Genomic DNA, 24046 nt, shown 5'->3' on the forward strand with positions numbered 1-24046 from the left:
GTGAAACGATGCATCGCCGATGGTAGTGTGGGGTTTCCCCATGTGAGAGTAGGTCATCGTCAAGATTAAATTCCGAAACCCCAATTGCGAAAGCAGTTGGGGTTTTGTTTTGGGCGAAAGAAAAGTGGTATGGCGAAAGGTCCTGTTTTTACCCCATCACCCATCAAGGTTTTTTCGCTGAGCAAAGGCCTGTTGCTTCAAGAGAACGCTACCACTGGCCGATAACCATAGGGTCACAGCGATCTCCCTTCTCGCAGCCTCATTCGTTATTGCAGTTCAAGAGAAATCGCTTGATAGCCTATGGCTACTAGCTATCATCTGCGCGCCGTAAAGGGGTGATGAAGCTGACGTTCATGCCATTCGGTTCTTCCTCTTAAATTGCCTGGAAATCTTCGATGCTGTCGTATCACCAAAAGAGTTTTCTGATCGTCGATGATTTTTCGGACTTCCGCAGTTCGGTCAGGTCGATGCTGCGGGAACTGGGCGTCAAGGATGTGGACACGGCTGACACAGGCGAACAGGCGCTGAAGATGTGTTCGCAGAAATCCTACGATTTCATCCTGCAGGATTTCCACCTGGGCGATGGCAAGAAGAACGGTCAGCAGGTACTCGAAGACCTGATGATCGAGAAGCTGATCAGTCATGAAAGCGTATTCGTCATGGTCACCGCTGAAACCAGCCAGGCCATGGTGCTTAGCGCGCTGGAGCATGAGCCCGACGCATATCTGACCAAGCCCTTCAACCGGTCCGGCCTGGCCCAGCGCCTTGAGCGTCTCGAGCAGCGCAAGACGTTGCTCAAGCCGATCCTGCAGGCCCTCGACCGGGGCAAACCGGTTGAAGTGCTCAACGCCTGCATTGCCCTGTGCAAGCAAGATATCCGTTACTCGCCGCTGTGCCTGCGCTACCGCGCCGATGCCTTGCGTGACTTGAATCAGAACGAAGCACTTGAGCGTCTCTACGACAGCATCATTGCCGACCGTCCTCTGCCTTGGGCGTTTGCCGGGCTCGGCAAGTTGTTGTTCAAACGCGGTCAGGTTGCGCAGGCTAAAGGCATCTATGAGAAAGCGCTGAAAGTGTTTCCGATGATGCCGTCGCTGTATGACGGCATGGCGGATGTCTTGGTGTCCGAAGGAGACACCAAGAACGCCCAGAAAGTATTGGAAGAAGCGATTCGCCTGTCGCCACTGGCGGTGCGTCGTCAGGCCCAGCTCGGCAAGCTGGCGATGGCTAACGAAGATTTTGACACCGCCTCCAAAGCCTACCGCCAGGCCGTTGCCCAAGGTGCGCAATCACGTTTCAAGGATGCTGAAAGTAACCTTGGACTGGCCCATGCCTTGATCAGCAAAGGTAGTGAAAAAGGCCTGGATACCCGGACCCGACTGGAAATCAATACAACGCTGAGTGCCGTGGCGAAGGAGAATCCATCCGACCCCGGTCTGCAAATCCGTGCGCGACTGATGAAGGCCACCAGTCTGTTGCTCAACGATGCCGAGACCGCCGAAAAGCTTACCGAGCAAGCGATGATGCGCCTCGATGGCATGGAGCAGTTCATGAGTGCCGAAGCGGCGCTGTTGGTAGCCAAGCAATTGCAAATGCTCGGGCAAGCCGACGCAGGCGCCTCGATGTTGAAGAACTGCGCGGAAATCTACGGCGATGATCCTACAGTCATGAAGGGCATTGCCAAACTGACCGACGACCCGAGCATTCTCAATTCGGGCAACGATGCTGCTGAACTCAATCGTCAAGGCGTGCGCGTGTACAAGACCGGTAATCTGGTGGAAGCCCGGCAGGTGTTCCGCAAAGCCCTGGCGCTGCAACCGAAGAACATCAGTATCGCGTTGAACATGGCCCAGGCACTGCTGCACGGCACTGATACCAGTGTCGCTTCCGCCGAACTTGAAGAATGTCGGACTTGCCTGAAAATGGTCGGTTTGATGCCTGACTCCGACGCTCGTTATCCGCGATATCAGAAGCTCAAAAGCAAGGCGTTTGGCGAATGAACGATAACCAGCAAACCCTGGACTTCTCCACGGTGATCGCTTCCACCGTGCACGATATGAAGAACTCGCTGGCCATGCTGATGCAGGCCCACAGCCAATGGTTGGCGAACCTGCCTGACCCGGCGCGACATACCCCGGAGCAGGGCGTGATCGAGTTCGAGTTCGCTCACCTCAACGGCATGCTCGTGCAGTTGCTGGGCCTGTACAAGCTAGGCGTCAATCAGATGCCGCTGCAACCGGCCTATCACGAGCTCGATGACTTCCTCGAAGCGCAACTGGCCTGTCATCAGGATGTGTTCGCCAGCCGTGGCATTGCCGCGACCTTTGAAGTCGACCCTTTGAGCCCGCTGGGTTTCTTCGATCGAGAGCTGATCGCTTCGGTGTTGGCCAACAGCATCAGCAATGCGATTCGTTATGCCCGTCATGCGGTGTTGATCAGTGTCAGTGACGAGGCCGGGCAACTGGTGCTGACCGTCAACGACGATGGCGAAGGCTATCCCGCGGAGATGATCGAGCGTCAGGCGGACTACGTTCAAGGCATCAATCACAGCAGCGGCAGCACCGGGCTGGGGCTGTACTTTGCCGGACGAATTGCGGCATTGCATCAACGTAATGGCGTCGGCGGACGCACTGAGATCAGCAACGGCGGCCCATTGGGTGGCGGCGTCTTCAGACTTTATCTGCCCTGATCTTTTTCTCGTAAAGCTTTTTGTTTGACGCTGCTTGATATTCCGAACACGCGGAGCCTATTTTGTACGGGTCGCCGTTCGCGGCTCGCACAATAACAAGGATTGCGTCATGACAACCGATGGCCAGAGTTCAGTCGCGCAGCGACTGACGGGCATTGATGAGATTGAATGTGTCACACCGGATTTGAATGGTGTGCCACGGGGCAAAGTGATGACCGCCGAGGGTTTCCTCGAGGGACGGCGTTTGCAGATGGCGCGGGGTGTGCTGCTGCAATGCATCATGGGCGGATATCCGCCAGCGCGTTTTTATGGGAGTGACGACAGCGACCTCGCGCTGGTGCCGGATCCCGCGCAGATCCACCGTTTGCCCTGGAGCAAGCAACCGCGAGCGTTCGCCATTTGCGATGCGGATGAGCTCACCGGTGAGAGCTCCAACCTGTCGACTCGCGGCCAACTCAAGGCGGTCATCAAGCGCTACGCGGGCCTTGGCCTGGCGCCGGTGGTGGCGACCGAACTGGAGTTTTTTGTCTTCGCGCCCAATCCCGATCCGACTCAGAACTTCCAGCCGCCAATAGGCCTGGATGGTCGTCGCGAGGATGGGCAATCAGCGTTCAGCGTCAGCTCCAGCAACGGCTTGCGGCCGTTCTTCAGTGAAGTCTACGAATGTATGGCCGCGCTGGGCTTGCCTCGCGATACCTTCATGCACGAAATGGGGGTCAGCCAGTTCGAGATCAATCTGCTGCACGGTGACCCGCTGCTGCTGGCCGACCAGACATTTTTGTTCAAACATTTGCTCAAGGAGGTCGCGCTCAAGCACGGCCTGACTGTGGTGTGCATGGCCAAGCCGTTGGCACACACGCCGGGCAGTTCGATGCACATCCACCAGAGCATCGTCGAAATCGGCAGCGGACGTAACGTGTTCAGTGACGATGCCGGGCAAGAGACTGCGACCTTTCGGCATTTCATCGCCGGGCAGCAGGCCGCGATGGCGGACTTCACCGCGCTGTTTGCGCCGAACGTGAACTCGTATCAGCGCTTATGCCATCCCTTTGCGTCACCGAACAATGCCTGCTGGTCCCATGACAACCGGGCCGCAGGTTTGCGCATCCCGGCCAGTTCGCCGGTCGCTCGTCGGGTCGAGAATCGTTTGCCGGGAGCCGATGCCAACCCCTATCTGGCGATTGCCGCTAGCCTGGCTGCCGGGTTGTATGGCATAGAGCACAAACTGGAGCCGAGTGAGCCGATCCAGGGTGAGTTTGAAGTGCCGGACAATCTTTCATTGCCGTGTACCTTGCATGCCGCTCTTGAGCGTCTGAAACGTAGCCAATTGGCGAAGGAACTGTTTGGCCAAGAGTTCATCGAAGGCTACATCGCTTCGAAGACCCTGGAGTTGACCAGTTTCTATGATGAAATTACTCCCTGGGAACGGCGTGTTCTAGCAGCCCAGGCCTGACGAAATGTCGACATCGGGCTATCGTTTGCATAGCCCGTTTCTTACTGCAAGGAGCCGCTCGGAACGCCGATGCGCCAAATCTGGAAATCCTTTCGAGCGCTTTATTTCGCCTCGCTGATGATGTTGATCGGCTCAGGCCTGTTGAGTACTTACCTGGCATTGCGCCTGGCTGCCGATCACGTCGATAGCCTGTGGGTCGGTGCGTTGATGGCCGCCAACTATTTTGGCCTGGTGCTGGGCGGCAAGATCGGCCATCGGCTGATTGCCCGGGTCGGGCATATTCGAGCGTATTCCGCTTGTGCCGGGATCGTCGGTGCGGCGGTGCTGGGGCATGGTTTAGTCGATTGGCTGCCTGCGTGGCTGTTCCTGCGGGTGATCGTCGGCCTCGGCATGATGTGCCAGTACATGGTCATTGAAAGCTGGCTCAACGAGCAGGCGGATGCCAAGCAGCGCGGACTGGTGTTCAGCGGCTACATGATCGCTTCTTACCTGGGCTTGGTATTGGGGCAACTGATTCTGGTCATGCATCCGAGCCTGGGCCTTGAGCTGCTGATGCTGGTCGCGCTGTGCTTCACCCTGTGTCTGGTGCCGGTGGCCCTGACGCGACGCATTCACCCGGCGCCGTTGCATCCGGCACCGATGGAGCCGCGCTTCTTTATCAAGCGAGTGCCGCAATCGTTGAGTACGGTGCTGGGGGCCGGGCTGATCGTTGGTTCGTTCTACGGTCTGGCGCCGCTGTATGCCTCTCAGCAAGGCTTGTCCACGGAGCAGGTTGGTCTGTTCATGGGTAGCTGCATTTTTGCCGGGCTGTTGGTGCAGTGGCCGTTGGGCTGGTTGTCCGATCGCTATGACCGGGCGCTGCTGATCCGCTGTTTCGCGTTCAGCCTGGCATTGGCCGCCATGCCGCTCGCAATCATGAGGCAGGTGCCGCTGGAGGTGTTGTTCATCGCCGGGTTCCTCTGCTCATTGGTGCAGTTCTGCCTGTACCCGTTGGCGGTCGCGTTTTCCAACGACCACGTCGAAGGCGATCGCCGGGTTTCGCTGACAGCGATGCTGTTGGTGACCTACGGCGTTGGCGCGAGCATCGGGCCGTTGGTGGCTGGCGTGCTGATGAAGCTGTTCGGCAGCCAGATGCTCTATGCGTTCTTCAGCTTTTTTGCGTTGGTGCTGGTGTGGCGAATTCGTCCGAAGGCCGTGACCAACCTGCATCAGGTGGACGATGCGCCGCTGCATCACGTTGCCATGCCGGACAGCATGTCGAGTTCACCATTGGTGGCGGCACTTGATCCGCGAGTGGATGAGCAAGTGGTGCAGGATCAGATGCAGAATCCAATTCCCCCCGAGCCAGCGCCGGAACCAGAGCCGCCAACCGACACGCCGCCAGAGGATCCGGATTCGGGCAGGGAACAAAGCTTTACCGAAGCCAGGCCTTAACACTCAGGCATAAAAAAACGGGCAGTCACCGCGAGGGACTGCCCGTTTTTTTAATGAAGCGTTGCTATCAGAGATCGTCTTTGTCGAAACGACGCGCTTCGCGTTGCAGCTGATAGACGAACCGCTCGACCTGCCGTTGCACCAGTCCGCTCATGTTGTGGAAGCGTACACCGGCGAAGGTGGTGGAGATTCTTTCTTCGAAGTGCAGGTAGCGCAGTTCGACTGGAGCCGTCATCTTGCCGAAGGGCAGGGCAGCCGAGAAGCGGTCATAGACCTGGCCCAGTTGCAGGCTGCCGGTAATGTCGCCGTCGAAGCGCAACTTGCAGCCGGTGGCGGAAATATCCAGCAGCTTGCCGCTGATCGGTGCCTTGAGCTTCTCGCCATCCAGGTCGACGTTGACCAGCTGTGCCAGTTTCAACGCGGCACGGAACGCATTGCGACGCTGGTGGTAAACCACTTCGTCAGGCAGCGTGCCACGGTAGCAACGACCACCGCCGGATTCGTCGATGGTCAGCGGGCCATTGCTTTCCCAGGCGATACGCACGCCTTCATGGAAACCTTCGACTTTGAACGGTTCGCCGGCCAGCAGGTAGCGTTCGCCGTCACGGGGAATCATTTCGTCGAGGGCGATCGTGTTGCTGTCACGGTCTACGTCCACCAGATAGCTCTGGAAGCGCTGGCTGCGTTCGTGGAACGTGATGATCAGCGGGTCATGGCTTTCTTGCAGCTGGCGAAGGTTGCCGGAGATTTCCAGGGGCGTGCTGAGCACCTTGGGTGGCTGCGGAGAATCATCCGCATTTAAGGCATTGGACACGGTTAATCAATCTCCAGGCAAATTTTGACTACGGCTGGCCAGCATTTTGCCAGCATGTTTCGCGTCTTGATAGAGCGGGCTCATCGGCGGGCTCAAGCCTGACTGAGTGGACGCGGTTTCACAAGCTTGGAAAATGTTCCGCTGGCATCATAGAGCGCTGGAGGCTCGCCGCCGGTAAGAATTTTCAGCTGGGTGGCCGTAGCGACCTGCTGTACCACGATCGACTGACCGTTGTTGGCATTGGCGGCCTGGCATTGCGTCAGGAGGTCGGTCAGCACATCGCTTTGCGCCAGCAACGCGTCGCCAAGGCTGGACTGGCTGGCCAGTTGCTCCAGACCGCTGCGGTTGGTCGGCAGATTAAGGCTGGCGAGGATTTCACTGCGCTTGCGGCCATGCTGTTCGAGCAAAATGATCAATGCCTGCTTCTGCGCCAGAATGTCTTCGAGCAGGTACATGTCGCGACCATGCAAGGCGAGCGACTCAGTACGCAGTAACTCCAGCAGTTGTTGCGCTGGAGCAAAATCATCGGTGATCAGTTGCAGTAGATTAGTGTCGTGCATGGCTGGCCTTGGGTTTTAAGCGTCCAAAAGCCTGGCGCGGGCCGTGGCCCTAGCGCTGGGCTTCGAAGTTGAGCAGTTTGCTGGCTACGCGGTTGCTGTCGACTTTATAGCTGCCATCGGCAATCGCTGCTTTCAACTCGGCCACGCGGGCTTTGTCGACGGCAGGCTGATCGCGCAGCGTATCAGTGACCTTTTGCAACTGTTGAGCCTCATTGCTGAGATGTACCGATTCCCCGCTAGTGACGGTGCTGGCCTGTTCGGCCGGGGTATTCAGCGGCGCGGATTTGCCGGCATCGGCGGTTTCCTTGGCAACGCTGGTACGTGTACTGCCCGTAAGTGACGAGGAGCTGTTCAAACGGCTGAAATCGATGACCATGATAAAAACCTCTGGGAATTTGGACGCTTGCCATGTTTTCGGCCATACCCGGAAAAACTTTAGACTCATTTATCAATGAGCTTGCGCGCGCCAACGCTTGCCCTGCATGGGGCACAGTTTAGGGAACACCCTCGTTCGGCGCCACTCTCCAGAGAACTCTTACATCGATACTTCCACCTGGCCGGGCGCGGTGACTTGCGCCTTGATGACCCGTTGGGAATTGAGGTTTTTCACCCGGATCTGTTCGCTCAAGCCGCCATTGGCCAGCGCTTCGCCGGGCATCTTCACGCTGAGCGTACCACTGCGCGCGGTAATGACCACCTGGTCGCCCTTGCGGATGACTTCCGCTTGTTCGAGGTGCACCAGGGTAATTACCTGATCGGCGACCATTGGTCGGGTAAGTCGTTGTCCGATCGCCTGATCCAGGGACGTGAGGTAACCCTGGGTGATCACGCTGATATCGCGCTCGCGCAACATGACATCTCCAGGCTCGACAATGCCGGTGCGCCGCAGCGGTCGGGTGGTGGTCACGACGTCGCGAAACAGGCGGACTTGAGCGGGTACGAAGACGGTCCAGGGCGATGTTCCCTCGCAGCGAACCTTGACCGTGACCCGGCCCAACGGCTTGGCCGGACTCTCCAGCGTGGCTGTCAATTCCTTGTCGCACATCGGCATGCGCAAGCGGCGATCGAGCTGGTTGACCTGGATTTCGTAGCGACCTTCCGTTTGACTGGTAGCCAGATAGTCCTCTACGGTGAATTCAAGAAAGCCCTGAGTGACGCCGATAAGCATGTCAGGCAAGGTAACTGCGTCAGCAAGGGCAGGGCTGCCAGCGTTGAACAGGCAAACAGCCGCCAACGCACCCAGCCATTTGCGGCAGGGGGTGGTCAGGTGTCGGAAAAATGTCGGTTCTGTGTTCATAGAAAGATAAAAAGCAAGCGCCGTGCCGTTTAGAGATGAATGTGCGTCGCAACAACACTTAGCGTTGGTGTAGGAGTCTGGGCATGGCTGGTGTAATGGATTCGGTGAACCAGCGCACGCAACTGGTGGGGCAGAATCGCCTTGAGCTGTTGTTGTTCCGTCTCGACGGTCAGCAGCTGTATGGGATCAACGTGTTCAAGGTTCGGGAGGTGCTGCAATGCCCCCAACTGACACTGATGCCCAAGTCCAGTCCTGTCGTGTGCGGCGTGGCGAATATTCGGGGGGCGACCATTCCGATCCTTGATCTGGCAATGGCGACCGGCTCCGGTGCTTTGAAGGACAAGAACAATCCCTTCGTGATCATCACGGAGTACAACACCAAGACCCAGGGTTTCCTGGTGCGCTCGGTGGAACGCATCGTCAACATGAACTGGGAGGAGATTCATCCGCCACCCAAGGGCACCGGTCGCGATCACTACCTGACGGCGGTGACGCGGGTCGACAACCAGTTGGTCGAGATCATCGACGTCGAGAAGGTGCTGGCGGAAGTGGCGCCGACACCGGAAGCGATTTCCGTCGGCGTAGTGGATGTCGAAACCCAGCACAAGGCGCTTTCACTGCGTGTGCTGACGGTCGATGACTCGTCGGTGGCGCGCAAGCAGGTGACGCGTTGCCTGCAGACGGTCGGTGTCGAAGTGGTGGCTTTGAACGATGGCAAGCAGGCGCTTGACTACCTGCGCAAGCTGGTCGATGAGGGCAAGAAGCCGGAAGAAGAGTTCCTGATGATGATCTCCGACATCGAGATGCCGGAGATGGACGGGTACACACTGACGGCCGAGATCCGCAACGACCCGCGCATGCAAAAGCTTCATATCATCCTGCATACTTCGTTGTCGGGTGTGTTCAATCAGGCGATGGTCAAGAAAGTCGGTGCCGATGACTTCCTGGCCAAATTCCGCCCTGATGACCTGGCATCCCGGGTAGTCAACCGGATCAAAGCAGCAGACATCAGCTAGGGGCGTTCGGCCCCTGGCAGTCAACACGATTTAAGAGGCGGCAGCATTGTCTACGGGTAATTTGGATTTCGAACAGTTCCGGGTATTCCTGGAAAAAGCCTGTGGCATTTTGCTCGGTGAAAACAAGCAGTATCTGGTCTCAAGCCGTCTCAACAAGCTGATGGAACAGCAAGGCATCAAGTCCCTCGGTGAGCTGGTCCAGCGCATCCAGACCCAGCCGCGCAGCGGGTTGCGCGAGATGGTGGTGGACGCGATGACAACCAACGAAACCCTGTGGTTTCGTGACACCTATCCGTTTGAGGTCTTGAAGAACAAGGTACTGCCTGAAGCGATCAAAGCCAGTCCCGGTCAGCGTCTGCGGATCTGGTCGGCGGCGTGTTCGTCGGGTCAGGAACCGTACTCGCTGTCGATGTCCATCGACGAGTTCGAGCGGACCAACATTGGCCAGTTGAAAATGGGCGTGCAGATTGTGGCCACCGATCTGTCCGGCACCATGCTCACCAACTGCAAGACCGGCGAGTACGACAGCCTGGCCATCGGTCGCGGTTTGTCGCCCGAGCGGTTGCAGCGCTATTTCGACCCGAAAGGGCCGGGACGCTGGGCCATCAAGGCACCGATCAAGAGCCGTGTGGAGTTCCGCTCCTTTAACCTGCTGGACAGTTACGCGAGCCTCGGCAAGTTCGACATCGTGTTCTGCCGTAACGTGCTGATCTACTTCTCTGCGGAAGTGAAGAAGGACATCCTGTTGCGCATTCACAGCACGTTGAAGCCGGGCGGGTATCTGTTCCTCGGTGCGTCCGAAGCGCTGAACGGATTGCCGGATCATTACCAGATGGTCCAGTGCAGCCCGGGGATCATTTACCAGGCGAAGTGATGCAAAAGCGGCAGGCATAAAAACGGGAGTCCTCAGGGGCTCCTTTTTTATGCCTGCCGCTTTTGCATCACGCAGGAGCTGCCGCAGGCTGCGATCTTTTGACTTTGCTTTTGAAAGTCAAGATCAAGATCAAAAGATCGCAGCCTGCGGCAGCTCCTACAGGGGGAATTAGTGTTTTCCTGACTGTGCCAGGCGGCAGAAAAGCGGCATCCAGCGGAAACCGGTTGCCGCTTTTCTGGCATTGCCGCGTTGCCACTGCCCGCAAAGCCCCGGTTTACGGGCTTTTTTGAATTGGCATGACGCTTGCTATGTTCATCGTACGAAAAATCAGGTCACCCGAAGGTTTCCCGACATGAGCATCAGCTTCGATAAAGCGCTCGGCATTCACGAAAAGGCTCTGGGCTTCCGCGCCCAGCGTGCCGAAGTCCTGGCCAACAACATCGCCAACGCCGACACCCCGAACTACAAGGCGCGGGATCTGGAGTTCTCGAAAGTGCTCGAGGCGCAGAACGATAAAGCCAAGAACGGCACGTTCGCCTTGAACATGACCAACAGCCGTCACATCGAAGCCGAAGGCCTGGGCAATGGCGACGAGTCGCTGATGTACCGCACGCCGATGCAGCCTTCGATCGACCAGAACACCGTGGACGCCCAACTGGAACAGTCGAACTACGCGGAAAACTCCGTCAACTTCCAGGCCAGCTTCACCCTGCTCAACAGCAAATTCAAAGGGCTGGTTTCAGCCCTGCGCGGAGAGTAAGTCATGTCTCTATCCAGTGTTTTCAACATTGCCGGTAGCGGCATGAGTGCGCAGACCACTCGCTTGAACACCGTCGCTTCGAACATCGCGAACGCCGAGACCGTCTCGTCGAGCATCGACCAGACCTACCGCGCGCGCCATCCGGTATTCGCCACCATGTTCCAGGGCGGCCAGAGCGGCGGCAGCGATTCGCTGTTCCAGAACCAGGATGCCGCCGGTCAAGGCGTGCAGGTGCTGGGCGTGGTCGAAGACCAGAGCAACCTCGAAGCGCGTTACGAGCCGAACCATCCGGCGGCCGATGCCAAGGGTTACGTCTACTACCCGAACGTCAACGTGGTGGAAGAAATGGCCGACATGATTTCCGCGAGCCGTTCGTTCCAGACCAACGCCGAAATGATGAACACCGCCAAAACCATGATGCAGAAAGTCCTGACCCTCGGTCAGTGATAAGGGGCGACTCAGATGAGTGTTAGCGATACCACGAGTGGCATGAGCCTCAACGACATCCTGGCCAATTCCTCGATCAAGACGAACAAGGACACGGATGCCCTGGGGTCGGCGGCGAACAGTGCCACCGGTAAAAAGGCCTTGGGTAAAGATGCGTTCCTGCAGTTGCTGGTGACCCAACTGAAGAACCAGAACCCTCTGGAGCCGCAGGGCAACGGCGAGTTCGTGGCGCAGTTGGCGCAGTTCAGTAGCCTGGAAGGCATCACCTCGCTTAACGATACGGTGAGCGGCATTGCCGGCGCCTTTGGCTCATCCCAGGCATTGCAAGCCTCGTCGTTGGTGGGCCGTTCGGTCATCGCGCCGGGCGACAAGGCTGTGGTCGACACCACCAAAGGCATGACCGGTGCGGTCGTACTGCCACAGTCGGTGGCTCAAGCCGAAGTGAAGATCACCGACAAGGACGGCAAAGTCATTCGCACGATTACCCTGGCTGACCAGAAAGCCGGCAACGCCAGCTTCACATGGGATGGCAAGGACAATGCCGGCAACGTAGCCCCGGCAGGTACTTACACCTTCGCGGCAACCACCACCATCGATGATCAGGCTGTTGCGCTGATCACCAACCTGCCGGCGACCGTCACCAGCGTAACCATCAGCCAGACCGGCGGTGAGTTGATGCTCAACCTCGCTGGACTGGGCAGTATCGCCCTGTCCAAAGTGCAAACCATTGGTATATAGAGCCGACTAACCCGGCACAAAGGAGTGGAATATGTCTTTCAACATCGGCCTTAGCGGTCTCTATGCCGCCAACAAGCAACTGGACGTAACCGGCAACAACATTGCCAACGTCGCGACTGTCGGTTTCAAATCGTCCCGTGCGGAATTCGAAGATGTGTACTCGGCGACCAAACTGGGCTCGGGTAGCAAGACCACCGGTAGCGGCGTGCGTCTGGCCAACGTCTCCCAGCAGTTCACCCAGGGTGACATCAACAACACCGGCAACGTGCTGGACATGGGCATCAACGGCTCCGGTTTCTTCGTGCTCAACGACAGCGGATCGTTGTCCTACACCCGCGCCGGCACGTTCAAGGTCGACAAGGAAGGTTACGTCACCAACACCGACGGCACTGCGCGTCTGCAAGGTTATGGTGTAGACGCCAATGGCAAGATCATCAATGGCGTGCTGACGGACCTGCGCATCGACACGTCCAACCTGGCGCCGAAAACTACCACCAACGTTTCGTCGACGATCAACCTGGACTCCAAGTCCGATGTGATCGACCAGGTGGCCAACCCGTTCGACCCGAGCAAGCCGGGAACCGCTTTCACCAAGCAGTTCACTACCCAGATTTTCGATACTCAGGGTAATACGCACCAGATGGACCAATACATGGTCAAGACGGGAGCCAATACCTGGGATGTCTATACCTTGATCGATGGTCGCAACCCGAACGGCAGCGATCCGATGAACGCAGCTTCGCGTCCGGTCCCTTCGACCATGGCTTTTGACACCAGTGGCAAGCTGGTTTCGGTCACCACGCCGGGCACTCCTCCTGTCGTCAGCCCTGATCTGAAAATCACTGGCTGGATTCCGGGCAAAGTGACCAATGGCGTTTGGGCAGCCAACGGCGCAGCCGCCGACCCGGCCGGTGTGACTGTCGCCATGAGCAACACCACACAATTCAACGCCGACAGCGCTCGTTCCATTCCAGCTCAAAATGGCTACGCCACCGGCCAGATCACCAATCTGACCATCGACGGCAGCGGTGTGATGCTGGCCAACTTTAGCAACTACCAGACCAAGCCGATCGGTCAACTGGCGCTCGCCAGCTTCACCAACGAGCAAGGCCTGCAGCCAGTGGGCGGCACCAGTTGGAAGGAGACTTACGCCTCGGGTCAGCCGGGCTACGACGCACCGCAAACCGGTTCCCTGGGTGAGATCCACTCCAACTCCCTGGAAGAGTCGAACGTCAACGTGACCAACGAACTGGTCGACTTGATCAAGGCGCAGAGCAACTACCAGGCGAACGCCAAGACCATCTCCACCCAGAGCACCATCATGCAGACCATCATTCAGATGACTTGATGTTGGTTGGTTGAAATTGCTGCACAAGGAGCCCCTCGGAAGAGGGGCTTTTTTGTGGTCGGCAAAAGATCAAAAGATCGCAGCCTCGTTTCACTCGACAGCTCCTACAAGGGACCGCATTTCAATGTAGGAGCTGTCGAGTGAAACGAGGCTGCGATCTTTTAAAGGTCAAAAGAAAACCCCCGACAATCCAGAGGACTGATCGGGGGTTTCAGATAAGCGCCTTTCAGCGCTCACCGGCTCAGCTCATTGGCAAGCTTCGCAATCCGGCTCGTCGATGGCGCAAGCCTTCGGCACTGGCGCTGGACCGGCAGGCGCTGCCAGGACCGAGTCGTCACCGTGGTTGCCGCCGCTGGAAACAGCGTTCAGCTTACCGGTGTTGATGGTCGACTTCTCGGTGCTGGTCGCGGCCAGGGCACGGAGGTAGTAAGTGGTTTTCAGACCACGGTACCAGGCCATGCGGTAGGTCACGTCCAGTTTCTTGCCCGAAGCGCCAGCGATGTACAGGTTCAGCGACTGAGCCTGGTCGATCCACTTCTGACGACGGCTTGCCGCGTCAACGATCCACTTGGTGTCCACTTCGAATGCAGTCGCGTAGAGCTCTTTGAGTTCTTGCGGGATGCGCTCGATCTGCTGCACGGAACCGTCGTAGTACTTCAGGTCGTTGATCATGACCGAGTCCCACAGACCGCGAGCCTTGAGGTCGCGAACCAGGTACGGGTTGATCACGGTGAATTCGCCCGACAGGTTCGATTTCACATAGAGGTTCTGGTAGGTCGGTTCGATCGACTGCGATACGCCAGTGATGTTGGCGATGGTCGCGGTCGGTGCGATGGCCATGATGTTGGAGTTACGGATACCTTTCTGCACACGGGCGCGAACCGGTGCCCAGTCCAGGGTTTCCTTCAGGTCAACGTCGATGTACTTCTGGCCGCGGGCTTCGATCAGGATCTGTTGCGAATCCAGCGGCAGGATGCCTTTGGACCACAGCGAACCCTGGAACGTCTCGTAGGCGCCACGCTCGTCAGCCAGGTCGCAGGACGCCTGGATCGCGAAGTAGCTGACCGCTTCCATGGAAGTGTCGGCGAACTGCACGGCGGCATCGGAGCCGTAAGGAATGTGCTGCAGGTAGAGCGCATCCTGGAAGCCCATGATGCCCAGGCCGACCGGACGGTGCTTGAAGTTGGAGTTCTTCGCTTGCGGCACCGAGTAGTAGTTGATGTCGATCACGTTATCGAGCATGCGAACGGCGGTGTTCACGGTGCGTTCCAGCTTGGCGGTGTCCAGCTTGCCGTTGACGATGTGGTTCGGCAGGTTGATCGAGCCCAGGTTGCAAACGGCGATTTCGTCCTTGTTGGTGTTCAAGGTGATCTCGGTGCACAGGTTCGAGCTGTGGACCACGCCGACGTGCTGCTGCGGGCTGCGCAGGTTGCACGGGTCTTTGAAGGTCAGCCATGGGTGGCCGGTTTCAAACAGCATGGACAGCATCTTGCGCCACAGGTCTTTGGCCTGGATGGTCTTGAACAGCTTGATCTTGCCTGGGTACTGAGACAGGGCTTCGTAGTACTCGTAACGCTCTTCGAAGGCCTTGCCGGTCAGGTCGTGCAGGTCCGGAACTTCCGAAGGCGAGAACAGGGTCCACGGACCATCATCGAAGACGCGCTTCATGAACAGGTCAGGGATCCAGTTGGCGGTGTTCATGTCGTGGGTACGACGACGATCATCACCGGTGTTCTTGCGCAGCTCGATGAACTCTTCGATGTCCATGTGCCAGGTTTCCAGGTAGGCACAGACAGCGCCTTTGCGCTTGCCACCCTGGTTAACGGCAACGGCGGTGTCGTTCACTACTTTCAGGAACGGAACAACGCCCTGGGATTTGCCGTTGGTGCCCTTGATGTACGAACCCAATGCGCGAACCGGAGTCCAGTCGTTGCCCAGGCCGCCGGCGAATTTCGACAACATGGCGTTGTCGTGGATCGCGTGGTAGATGCCCGACAGGTCATCCGGCACGGTGGTCAGGTAGCAGCTCGACAGCTGTGGACGCAGGGTACCGGCGTTGAACAGGGTCGGGGTCGACGACATGTAGTCGAAGGACGACAGCAAGTTATAGAACTCGATCGCACGGTCTTCTTTGTTCTTCTCTTCGATCGCCAGGCCCATGGCCACGCGCATGAAGAAGATCTGCGGCAGTTCGAAACGCACGCCATCCTTGTGGATGAAGTAACGGTCGTACAGGGTTTGCAGACCCAGGTAAGTGAACTGCTGATCGCGCTCGTGGTTGATTGCCTTGCCGAGTTTTTCCAGGTCGAAGGACGCCAGGACCGGGTTCAGCAATTCGAATTCGATACCCTTGGCGATGTAGGCCGGCAGGGCCTTGGCGTACAGGTCGACCATTTCGTGGTGAGTGGCGCTTTCGGCCACGCCGAGGAAGCCCAGGCCTTCGGCACGCAGGGTGTCCATCAGCAGGCGGGCGGTCACGAACGAGTAGTTCGGCTCGCGTTCAACCAGGGTACGGGCAGTCATCACCAGAGCGGTGTTGACGTCGGTCAGGGCCACGCCGTCGTACAGGTTTTTCAGGGTTTCGCGCTGGATCAGGTCGCCGTCGACTTCTTCCAGGCCTTCGCACGCTTCGGTGACGATGGTGTTCAGGCGGCCCATGTCCAGAGGAGCAAAGCTGCCGTCGGCGCGGGTGATGCGGATCGACGGGTGAGCGTTGACCGCTTCTTCGGCCGGTGCGTGGGCAGCGCGTTCTTTCGAACGACCGTCACGGTAGATCACGTAGTCGCGAGCGACTTTCTGCTCGCCGGCACGCATCAGGGCCAGTTCGACCTGATCCTGGATTTCTTCGATGTGGATGGTGCCGCCCGATGGCATGCGACGCTTGAACGTAGCGGTGACCTGTTCGGTCAGGCGGGCCACGGTGTCGTGGATTCGCGACGAAGCGGCAGCGGTGCCGCCTTCAACTGCGAGGAACGCTTTGGTGATGGCGACGGTGATCTTGTCATCGGTGTAAGGAACGACAGTGCCGTTACGCTTGATCACGCGCAGTTGGCCAGGCGCGGTGGCGGACAGATCCTGATTCGAATCGGTAGCCTGCGGCAAGGTGCCCTGCGGGTTCTCGCGAGTTGTGTCGGTTTGCATGGGGGGTTGTCTCCACATTCTCTATGTTTGTTTGGGCACCATCACAGTGCCCACCGTTCCGTCCTGAAGCACTACAACCGGCGAGTGCCGGGCATACCAACTTCGGGACAGATCAGGAAGGGGGCTATTGGGCGCCGCTTCCATGCCGAAGTCTTTGGTCTGACGCCTTGGGCGCAAGACCGGGTCCTTTGAGGTGACAGTTCAGGACTGCAACACCCGTACCGTTTTCACCACATTGGGCCGAAATACAGTAGCCATCCGCACGCGCGGTTTGGACTTTCGAAAATACGTTTGAATCAACCGGACAGAGGCAAGAAAAGCGCTTGAAATTGGTGTCCGGTTTGTGTTTGGTTTTTTGCGCTAAACCCTACATCTAGGGTTTTTTTGGCGCTGGGGTACAAGATAATGCGTTTTGGGGGGTGATTGCAACGTACTACCTGTGGATAAACCTGTGCGTAAATTGTGTGTGAAAGGGCCAATCGGCGTGTAGGCCGCGATGCTGCTGGACCGGACCTTTTTTCAGCATTTTTCAACGATCGAAAACGGCCGGACGGATTTTTAAGGGCGCGAACCCTATCACAAAAAAACGTCATATCCGAACGCATTTACCGGCTTGTGTTCTGTGCGGGCGACGTTCTATACAATCGGTCGGCGTGTATGCAATTTATCCCCCGAATCATTACAAAAAGACGGGCGGATCCTTCCTTATTAGTGTCATTGGCAAACAGAGGTCACCGTGGAGCAAGAAGCCTGGCAAATATTGATTGTCGAAGACGACCAGCGTCTGGCCGAACTGACCCGCGACTACCTGGAAGCCAATGGCCTGCGCGTGGCGATCGAGGGCAATGGCGCCCTGGCGGCGGCGCGCATCATCAAGGAACAGCCGGACCTGGTGATCCTCGACCTGATGCTGCCCGGTGAAGACGGTCTGAGCATTTGCCGCAAGGTCCGCGACCGTTATGACGGCCCGATCCTAATGCTCACCGCGCGCAGCGACGACACCGACCAGATCCTCGGCCTCGACCTGGGCGCCGACGACTACGTGTGCAAACCGGTGCGCCCGCGCTTGCTGCTGGCGCGCATCCAGGCGTTGCTGCGACGCAGCGAGGCGCCGGAACCGGTGCCGGAAAAGCAACGGCGCCTGCAATTCGGCCCGCTGGTGGTGGACAACGCCCTGCGCGAAGCCTGGCTGAATGACAGCGGCATCGAACTGACCAGCGCCGAGTTCGATTTGCTCTGGCTGCTGGTGGCCAACGCCGGGCGGATTCTGTCCCGGGAAGAGATTTTCACCGCGCTGCGCGGTATCGGCTATGACGGCCAGGACCGCTCCATCGACGTGCGTATTTCGCGCATCCGTCCGAAGATTGGCGATGACCCGGATCACCCGCGGCTGATCAAGACCGTGCGCAGCAAAGGCTACCTGTTCGTTCCCGAGGCCTGCGTAGACCAAACTCTGTGAACTCGATCTTCCTGCGTATTTATGGCGGCATGTGCGCCGCGCTGATTCTGGTGGCGGTGCTTGGTGTGCTGGCCTTGCACATGCTCAACCAGGTGCGCAGCGAGCAATACCGCGAGCGTCTGGCCCACGGCACGTTTTCGCTGATGGCCGACAACCTGCAACCGATGAACCAGACCGAGCGCCACCGGGCGTTGCTGGTGTGGGAGCGGTTGCTGGGCATTCCGCTGGCGCTGAAAACCTTCAACGAGACGGATCTCGACATCCGGCAGCGTACCCGCGTGCTGCATGGCGAGGCACTGGTGGAGCAGACCGGGCCACATGCGGCGAAGGTTTATCGACTGGTCAGTGACAAGGAACAACTGGTCCTCACGGGGGAAGTGCAGCAGATCAGCGAGCAACTGGCCCGGGCGACCATTTACCTGTTGGTCGACGAACTGGTGCGCTACCCGGTGGGCGAGCAGCCGGTGCGCCTGGCGCAATTGAAGCAGGACAAGGGTTTTGGTTTCGACTTGCGCCTGGTCACGGTCGAAGACGCCGACATGGACGAAGACCAGAGTCGCCGCGTGTCCGAAGGCGACACGGTGATGGCGCTGGGCAAGGGCGGCGATTCGATCCGGGTGTTCGCCGGTATGGTCGGCACGCCGTGGGTGTTGGAAATCGGCCCGTTGTACCAGATGAATCCTTATCCGCCGGAATGGCTGGTGCTGATTGCCGCGCTGGGCCTGACCCTGATCGGTTTGATCGTCTATTTATTGGTGCGGCAACTCGAACGGCGCTTGCGCGGTCTGGAAGCGGCGGCCACGCGCATCGCCAAGGGCAGCCTGGAAACCCGCGTTCCGGCGCGCGGTGCGGACTCGGTCGGGCGACTGGCGTCGGCGTTCAACGGCATGGCCGAGCATCTGCAGCAACTGCTGGCGATCCAACGTGAGCTGGTGCGCGCCGTGTCCCACGAATTGCGCACGCCGGTGGCGCGTTTGCGTTTCGGCCTGGAGATGATCGGCTCGGCGACTACCCCGCAAGCCCTGGAAAAATACTGCGAAGGCATGGACCACGACATCGAAGACCTCGACCGTCTGGTGGACGAGATGTTGACCTATGCACGACTGGAGCAAGGTTCCCCGGCGCTGAATTTTCAGCGCATCGATCTGGATGCGCTGGTCAATCAGGTGATCGAGGAACTCGCGCCGTTGCGTGCCGACGTCACGGTGCAGCGCGGCTTGTGTCTGTCGGCGGCCGATAACGACGACGCCTGGGTCGAGGCCGAGCCGCGTTACCTGCACCGGGCGATTCAGAACCTTGTGACCAACGCCATGCGCCACGCGCAGTCACGGGTGACCATCAGCTATCAGGTGGGGCAGCAGCGCTGTCGGGTGGATGTCGAGGATGACGGGCCGGGCGTGCCGGAAATCGCCTGGGAGAAAATCTTCACCCCGTTCCTGCGCCTCGACGACAGTCGAACCCGAGCGTCGGGTGGTCATGGGTTGGGGCTGTCGATCGTGCGGCGGATCATCCATTGGCATGACGGGCGGGCGTTGATCGGCAAGAGCAAGAGTTTGGGTGGGGCCTGTTTCAGTTTGAGTTGGCCGAGGAATCAGGAGAAGCGCTGAGATTGTGTGTTCTTTGAGGGCCTCATCGCGGGCAAGCCCGCTCCCACAGTTATTGTGTGCGACCAGAACCTGTGGGAGCGGGCTTGCCCGCGATGAGGCCCTGCAAGACACTGAAAATTTTCAGGCCTTGATACTGACAAGACTCAACAACTGCCCATCCCGCACCCCGAACTGTGCATCCAGCTCGGTGCCGTTGCGCCATTCACTGGACAGGTCCGTCAGCAACCGCAACCGCACTTCACCCGCTTCAGTCCATTCCAGCACTTGAGCGTGTTCAAAATAGAAGCGTTGCTGAACGATCGGATAGAGCGCCTTGAACAGGCTTTCCTTCACCGAAAAGGTCAGGGTCACCAGCAGCGCCAATTGTTCGCGCGGGCCGGCGGTCATGCGCTGTAGCTCGATTGGGGTGAGGATTTCCCCGGCCAGGCGTTCGGCGCGTTCGACGTTGAGCAGGTTTTCCAGATCCATGCCCAAACCGCGCCAATGGCTTTTGTTCGCGACGATCGCTGCGGCCCGGCCGGTGCTGTGGGTGATCGAACCGGTGATATGCACCGGCCAGACAGGCGCCCGGTCTTCGCCGATGGCCGGGCTGAAACTCAGGCCTTCCAATTGTTGCAGCGCAGCGCGGGCGCAAATTCGACCGGCGAGAAACTCTGCCTGACGTTTGGCGACGGAGCGCTGGATGCTCTCCGGCGCCTCGATGGCGCTGCGCTGGAAATCATCGCCAAGCAGTTGCGAGGGATTGAAGTGGGTGCTCAACAGCACCGCATCGGGCAGCACAACCGGCAGCGGCCAATGGGCATCGAGGGGCGTGCAGCAGGCGGGCAGGGCGGGGACGGGATTCATGTCGGGCATTTTGCCGGGTTGGGTTGCGGCTGGGTAGTGCAAAAGGTTCAGAACAGCAGCGCGGCCATCGCGAGCAGGTTCACTCCTACATTGAAATGCGTTCCCCTGTAGGAGTGAGCCTGCTCGCGATGGCCGCGCCGCGGTTTACCTGATCAGCCAAAGATCTTCTTGAAAAATGCCTGCATGTCCGCCCACGACTTTTCATCCGCCGCTTTGCTGTAGCCAATGTCCGGCCCGCCGTGATCGCCGTGGCTCAAGCGATCGGCATCCGGATTGCTGAAGCCATGCTTGGCGCCGTCAAGACTGACGAACGTGTAGTCGGCGCCGGCCTTGTCCATTTCAGTTTTGAAAGCCGCGACGTTATCCGGCGTGACCATACTGTCCAGCGCACCATGCTCGACGAGGATTTTCGCTTTCACGCTGCCAGGTTTCGCCGGGGTATTGGTCGCCAGCGAACCGTGGAAACTCACCACCCCGGCCAGCGGCACACCTTGGCGCGCGGCGTTGAGCACCACGCCGCCGCCGAAGCAGTAGCCGATGGCGGCGATTTTCTGTGGATCGGTTTGCAGCTGTTTTTTCAGCAAGTCGAGCCCGGCCTGGAACCGAGCGCTCGATGCTGCGCTGTCCTTCAACGCCGCTTGCATGAACGCCATGGCGTCCTTGGGATGCTCGGTGTTCTTGCCATCGCCATACATGTCGATGGCCAGCGCGCTATAGCCCAGTCCTGCGAGATCGCGGGCGCGGCGCTTGGTGTAGTCGTTCAGTCCCCACCATTCATGCACCACCACGACACCTGGGCGCGGGCCTTTGATCGCGTCGTCGTAGGCGTAGTAGCCGATCAGTTTTGTGCCGTCGGCACTTTGGTAGGGGATTTCCTGGGTCTTGATGGCGGCTTGGCTGAGCCCGCTCAAGGTCAGTAAGAGGACAGCGAGAAACATGCGCATGGTCGAATCTCCTGTTGAAACGTGTCGAAACATTCGGGTCGAGTTGGTTCAGCTCAGGTTCAGAGTGCGTTCAGGGGGAGTTCAGGGCACGCCGGGTAATCTTGCACGTACCCAAAAGGCGAACAGCGCATGAGGAAACTCCCTATGACTGGCTTTAAAAATCTGCTGCTGGCATTCACAGTTCTGGGCGCCAGTGCCGCCGCCCATGCTGCCGACGACAACTTCGGCAGCCTTACCTTTGGAGAGACCGGCGGCAAAGTAAAAAAGTCCCGTGTGCTGAGCGGTTCAAGCGTTAATGTTGAGCCGGGTAGGCGCAGTGCCTGGGGCGCAAGTCTGGGCCAGCAAGACGTCCACTCCGGCTATTACGCCACGTACGTCGATGTGTCGGTCTCGCACAATGGCATTAAACTTCGCCATGAGGATCTCATGGGCCGCTACGATTTGTCTTATCCACTGGGTATCGGCAAGCCGTTGTCATGTTAGCCATCGAGGTGCAGGTTTGTACCTCTGGAGATTCTGATTTGCCCGGGAGAGCGTTATGAAATTGCTGGTCGTCGAAGATGAAGCGCTGTTGCGCCATCACCTGCAAACCCGCCTGACGGAAAGCGGCCATGTGGTCGAGTCCGTGGCCAATGCCGAGGAGGCGTTGTACCAGACCGAGCAGTTCAACCATGACCTGGCGGTGATCGATCTCGGTTTGCCGGGTATGAGCGGCCTCGACCTGATCCGTCAGCTGCGCTCGCGGGGCAAGACCTTTCCGATCCTGATCCTCACCGCGCGCGGCAACTGGCAGGACAAGGTCGAAGGCCTGGCCGCCGGGGCCGACGACTATGTGGTCAAGCCGTTCCAGTTCGAAGAGCTCGACGCCCGGCTCAATGCGTTGTTGCGTCGCTCCAGCGGGTTCACCCAGTCGACCATCGTTGCCGGGCCGTTGGTGCTGGACCTCAATCGCAAACAGGCGACCCTCGATGATCAGCCGCTGGCGCTGACGGCCTACGAATACCGGATCCTCGAATACCTGATGCGTCATCACCAGCAAGTGGTGGCCAAGGACCGTTTGATGGAGCAGCTGTACCCGGATGACGACGAGCGCGATCCGAACGTGATCGAAGTGCTGGTCGGTCGCCTGCGGCGCAAACTCGAAGGGCCGGTGGGGTTCAAGCCGATCGACACCGTGCGTGGCCTCGGCTACCTGTTCAATGAGCGTTGCACTTGATTCGTTCGCTTCGTGTCCGCTTGATGCTCGCCGCCACACTGCTGGCGGTGTTGTTCATGCTGGCGTTGCTGCCGGCGATGCAGGGTGCGTTCAGCCTCGCGTTGCAGGACTCCATCGAGCAGCGTCTGGCGTCCGATGTCACGACGCTGATCTCTGCTGCCCGGGTCGAAAACAACCATTTGCAGATGCCGGCGCAACTGCCCGACGAGCGTTTCAATCTTACCGACAGCCGATTGCTCGGTTATATCTATGACCGCGAGGGTCATCTGGTCTGGCGCTCCAAGGCCACCCAGGAAGAGAAGATCAATTACAAGCCGCGCTACGACGGGCGCGGCAACGAGTTCGCCAGGATCAGCGAAGCCAGTGGCGAGGAATTCTTCGTCTATGACGTCGAGGTCAAGTTGCTGGGCGGCAAAAGTGCGGCGTTCAGCATTGTTGCGCTGCAACCGGTTCGCGAATACGAAATCACCCTCGAAGGCCTGCGGGAAAACCTCTATCTGGGCTTCGGCGCCGCGTTGCTGGTGCTGCTGGCGCTGCTGTGGATTGGTCTGACCTGGGGCTTGCAGGCGTTGCGCCGGCTCAGTCAGGAACTGGATGAAATCGAAAGCGGCGACCGCGAAAGCCTCAGCGAGCAACACCCGCGCGAACTGCTGCGCCTGACCGGTTCCCTGAACCGTTTGCTGCACAGCGAACGCGAACAGCGCAGCCGTTACCGTGATTCCCTCGATGATCTGGCCCATAGCCTGAAAACTCCGCTGGCGGTGTTGCAAGGCGTCAGCGAGGACATGGCGCAACGCCCCGAAGATCGCGATCAGGCCTGGGTGCTGCAAACCCAGATCGAGCGCATGAGCCAGCAGATCAGCTATCAGTTGCAGCGCGCCAGCCTGCGCAAAAGCGGTCTGGTGCGGCATCAGGTACGCCTGCGCCCGGTGCTGCAAAGCCTGTGCGACACGCTGGACAAGGTCTATCGCGACAAACGCGTGCGGGTGGCGCTGGATCTGCCGGAAGAGTGTTATGTACCGATCGAGCAGGGTGCCTTGCTGGAAATGATGGGCAACCTGTTGGAAAACGCCTATCGCCTGTGCCTGGGCGAAGTGCGCGTCAGTGTGCGGCAGACCCTCAGCGGCATCGAGTTGTGCGTCGAGGACGACGGCCCCGGCGTACCGCCCGACCAACGTGCGCGAATCCTGCAACGCGGCGAACGCCTGGATCGCCAGCACCCGGGGCAGGGCATCGGCCTGGCGGTGGTCAAGGACATCATCGAAAGCTACAGCGCCAAACTGACGCTGGGTGATTCACCGATGGGTGGGGCGGCGTTCAGGATTCAGTTTCCGGTGGTTTGATCCGAATACCTGTAGGAGCACGGCTTGCCGGCGATGGCGTCCTTGAAATCGCCATCGCCG

Annotated in this window: 22 protein-coding genes; 15 read left to right on the forward strand and 7 right to left on the reverse strand. The window is 58.9% G+C overall.

What is annotated here, in order from left to right; translation table 11 throughout:
* Window positions 1–395: 395 nt before the first annotated feature.
* The 4 genes from ACM110_RS29575 to ACM110_RS29590 all read left to right on the forward strand — a co-directional run bounded on the left by ACM110_RS29575 (window position 396) and on the right by ACM110_RS29590 (window position 5576).
* Window positions 396–2000: a response regulator gene (locus ACM110_RS29575; RefSeq protein WP_416130564.1), complete on the forward strand. Its 1605-nt coding sequence runs from the start codon at window positions 396–398 to the stop codon at window positions 1998–2000.
* A complete protein-coding gene (locus tag ACM110_RS29580) occupies window positions 1997–2689 on the forward strand; it encodes a sensor histidine kinase (protein WP_416130565.1) in 693 nt (230 codons plus the stop codon). The genes ACM110_RS29575 and ACM110_RS29580 overlap by 4 nt, the downstream gene beginning before the upstream one ends.
* 211 nt (window positions 2690–2900) lie before the next feature.
* Complete coding sequence (locus tag ACM110_RS29585) at window positions 2901–4142, forward strand: glutamine synthetase family protein (RefSeq protein ID WP_416130577.1); 1242 nt, start codon at window positions 2901–2903, stop codon at window positions 4140–4142.
* A 69-nt stretch (window positions 4143–4211) separates the two neighbouring features.
* The gene (locus tag ACM110_RS29590) at window positions 4212–5576 is read left to right on the forward strand and encodes an MFS transporter (RefSeq protein WP_416130566.1); all 1365 of its coding nucleotides are present in this window, start codon (window positions 4212–4214) and stop codon (window positions 5574–5576) included.
* A gap of 67 nt (window positions 5577–5643) precedes the next feature.
* Here ACM110_RS29590 and ACM110_RS29595 read toward each other — a convergent pair whose 3' ends face one another.
* The 4 genes from ACM110_RS29595 to flgA all read right to left on the reverse strand — a co-directional run bounded on the left by ACM110_RS29595 (window position 5644) and on the right by flgA (window position 8247).
* Window positions 5644–6390, reverse strand: a complete 747-nt coding sequence (locus tag ACM110_RS29595) for a flagellar brake protein (RefSeq protein ID WP_416130567.1) — start codon at window positions 6388–6390, stop codon at window positions 5644–5646.
* A gap of 92 nt (window positions 6391–6482) precedes the next feature.
* Window positions 6483–6950: a flagella synthesis protein FlgN gene (locus ACM110_RS29600; protein ID WP_416130568.1), complete on the reverse strand. Its 468-nt coding sequence runs from the start codon at window positions 6948–6950 to the stop codon at window positions 6483–6485.
* A 49-nt stretch (window positions 6951–6999) separates the two neighbouring features.
* Window positions 7000–7326 (reverse strand): flagellar biosynthesis anti-sigma factor FlgM, encoded by a 327-nt coding sequence (flgM, locus tag ACM110_RS29605; RefSeq protein ID WP_056853155.1) that lies wholly within the window; start codon window positions 7324–7326, stop codon window positions 7000–7002.
* A gap of 159 nt (window positions 7327–7485) precedes the next feature.
* A complete protein-coding gene (gene flgA, locus ACM110_RS29610) occupies window positions 7486–8247 on the reverse strand; it encodes a flagellar basal body P-ring formation chaperone FlgA (protein ID WP_416130569.1) in 762 nt (253 codons plus the stop codon).
* A gap of 83 nt (window positions 8248–8330) precedes the next feature.
* Between flgA and ACM110_RS29615 the strand changes: the two genes are divergently transcribed.
* From ACM110_RS29615 to flgE, 6 genes are all read left to right on the forward strand, one after another.
* On the forward strand, window positions 8331–9263 hold the full coding sequence (locus tag ACM110_RS29615) for a chemotaxis protein CheV (RefSeq protein ID WP_338582509.1): 933 nt from the start codon (window positions 8331–8333) through the stop codon (window positions 9261–9263).
* A gap of 46 nt (window positions 9264–9309) precedes the next feature.
* Window positions 9310–10137 (forward strand): protein-glutamate O-methyltransferase CheR, encoded by an 828-nt coding sequence (cheR, locus tag ACM110_RS29620; protein WP_338582508.1) that lies wholly within the window; start codon window positions 9310–9312, stop codon window positions 10135–10137.
* Between the two features lie 352 nt (window positions 10138–10489).
* On the forward strand, window positions 10490–10897 hold the full coding sequence (flgB, locus tag ACM110_RS29625; protein WP_056853151.1) for a flagellar basal body rod protein FlgB: 408 nt from the start codon (window positions 10490–10492) through the stop codon (window positions 10895–10897).
* A gap of 3 nt (window positions 10898–10900) precedes the next feature.
* Window positions 10901–11344 (forward strand): flagellar basal body rod protein FlgC, encoded by a 444-nt coding sequence (gene flgC / locus ACM110_RS29630; RefSeq protein WP_007937507.1) that lies wholly within the window; start codon window positions 10901–10903, stop codon window positions 11342–11344.
* A gap of 15 nt (window positions 11345–11359) precedes the next feature.
* Window positions 11360–12082, forward strand: coding sequence for a flagellar hook assembly protein FlgD (gene flgD, locus ACM110_RS29635; RefSeq protein ID WP_416130570.1), 723 nt, complete (start codon window positions 11360–11362; stop codon window positions 12080–12082).
* A gap of 31 nt (window positions 12083–12113) precedes the next feature.
* On the forward strand, window positions 12114–13430 hold the full coding sequence (flgE, locus tag ACM110_RS29640; protein WP_416130571.1) for a flagellar hook protein FlgE: 1317 nt from the start codon (window positions 12114–12116) through the stop codon (window positions 13428–13430).
* Window positions 13431–13676: 246 nt separating this feature from the next.
* Here flgE and ACM110_RS29645 read toward each other — a convergent pair whose 3' ends face one another.
* Window positions 13677–16571, reverse strand: coding sequence for a ribonucleoside-diphosphate reductase subunit alpha (locus ACM110_RS29645; protein WP_338582505.1), 2895 nt, complete (start codon window positions 16569–16571; stop codon window positions 13677–13679).
* A 736-nt stretch (window positions 16572–17307) separates the two neighbouring features.
* On the opposite strand from ACM110_RS29645, the gene ACM110_RS29650 reads away from it, so the two are divergent.
* Both ACM110_RS29650 and ACM110_RS29655 read left to right on the forward strand, forming a co-directional pair.
* A complete protein-coding gene (locus ACM110_RS29650) occupies window positions 17308–18030 on the forward strand; it encodes a response regulator (protein ID WP_416130572.1) in 723 nt (240 codons plus the stop codon).
* The gene (locus tag ACM110_RS29655; RefSeq protein WP_416130573.1) at window positions 18027–19637 is read left to right on the forward strand and encodes an ATP-binding protein; all 1611 of its coding nucleotides are present in this window, start codon (window positions 18027–18029) and stop codon (window positions 19635–19637) included. The genes ACM110_RS29650 and ACM110_RS29655 overlap by 4 nt, the downstream gene beginning before the upstream one ends.
* 120 nt (window positions 19638–19757) lie before the next feature.
* Here the strand turns inward: ACM110_RS29655 and ACM110_RS29660 are convergent, their stop codons facing one another.
* Both ACM110_RS29660 and ACM110_RS29665 read right to left on the reverse strand, forming a co-directional pair.
* The gene (locus tag ACM110_RS29660; protein ID WP_416130574.1) at window positions 19758–20483 is read right to left on the reverse strand and encodes a 4'-phosphopantetheinyl transferase family protein; all 726 of its coding nucleotides are present in this window, start codon (window positions 20481–20483) and stop codon (window positions 19758–19760) included.
* A gap of 152 nt (window positions 20484–20635) precedes the next feature.
* The gene (locus tag ACM110_RS29665) at window positions 20636–21427 is read right to left on the reverse strand and encodes a dienelactone hydrolase family protein (RefSeq protein ID WP_416130575.1); all 792 of its coding nucleotides are present in this window, start codon (window positions 21425–21427) and stop codon (window positions 20636–20638) included.
* Between the two features lie 144 nt (window positions 21428–21571).
* Here ACM110_RS29665 and ACM110_RS29670 point away from each other — a divergent pair, with 144 nt between their 5' ends.
* Genes ACM110_RS29670 through ACM110_RS29680 form a run of 3 tightly spaced genes read left to right on the forward strand, consistent with a single transcriptional unit; the run spans window position 21572 to window position 23986 of the window.
* Complete coding sequence (locus tag ACM110_RS29670; protein WP_416130576.1) at window positions 21572–21910, forward strand: hypothetical protein; 339 nt, start codon at window positions 21572–21574, stop codon at window positions 21908–21910.
* Between the two features lie 55 nt (window positions 21911–21965).
* Window positions 21966–22643 carry a response regulator transcription factor gene (locus ACM110_RS29675; RefSeq protein ID WP_338582499.1) on the forward strand — a complete coding sequence of 226 codons (678 nt, stop codon included), beginning with the start codon at window positions 21966–21968 and terminating at the stop codon, window positions 22641–22643.
* Window positions 22640–23986 (forward strand): ATP-binding protein, encoded by a 1347-nt coding sequence (locus ACM110_RS29680; RefSeq protein WP_338582498.1) that lies wholly within the window; start codon window positions 22640–22642, stop codon window positions 23984–23986. Before ACM110_RS29675 ends, ACM110_RS29680 begins: the two co-directional genes overlap by 4 nt.
* Window positions 23987–24046 lie beyond the last annotated feature (60 nt).

It is taken from the genome of Pseudomonas sp. NFX98, assembly GCF_047784845.1.
Lineage (GTDB): Bacteria > Pseudomonadota > Gammaproteobacteria > Pseudomonadales > Pseudomonadaceae > Aquipseudomonas.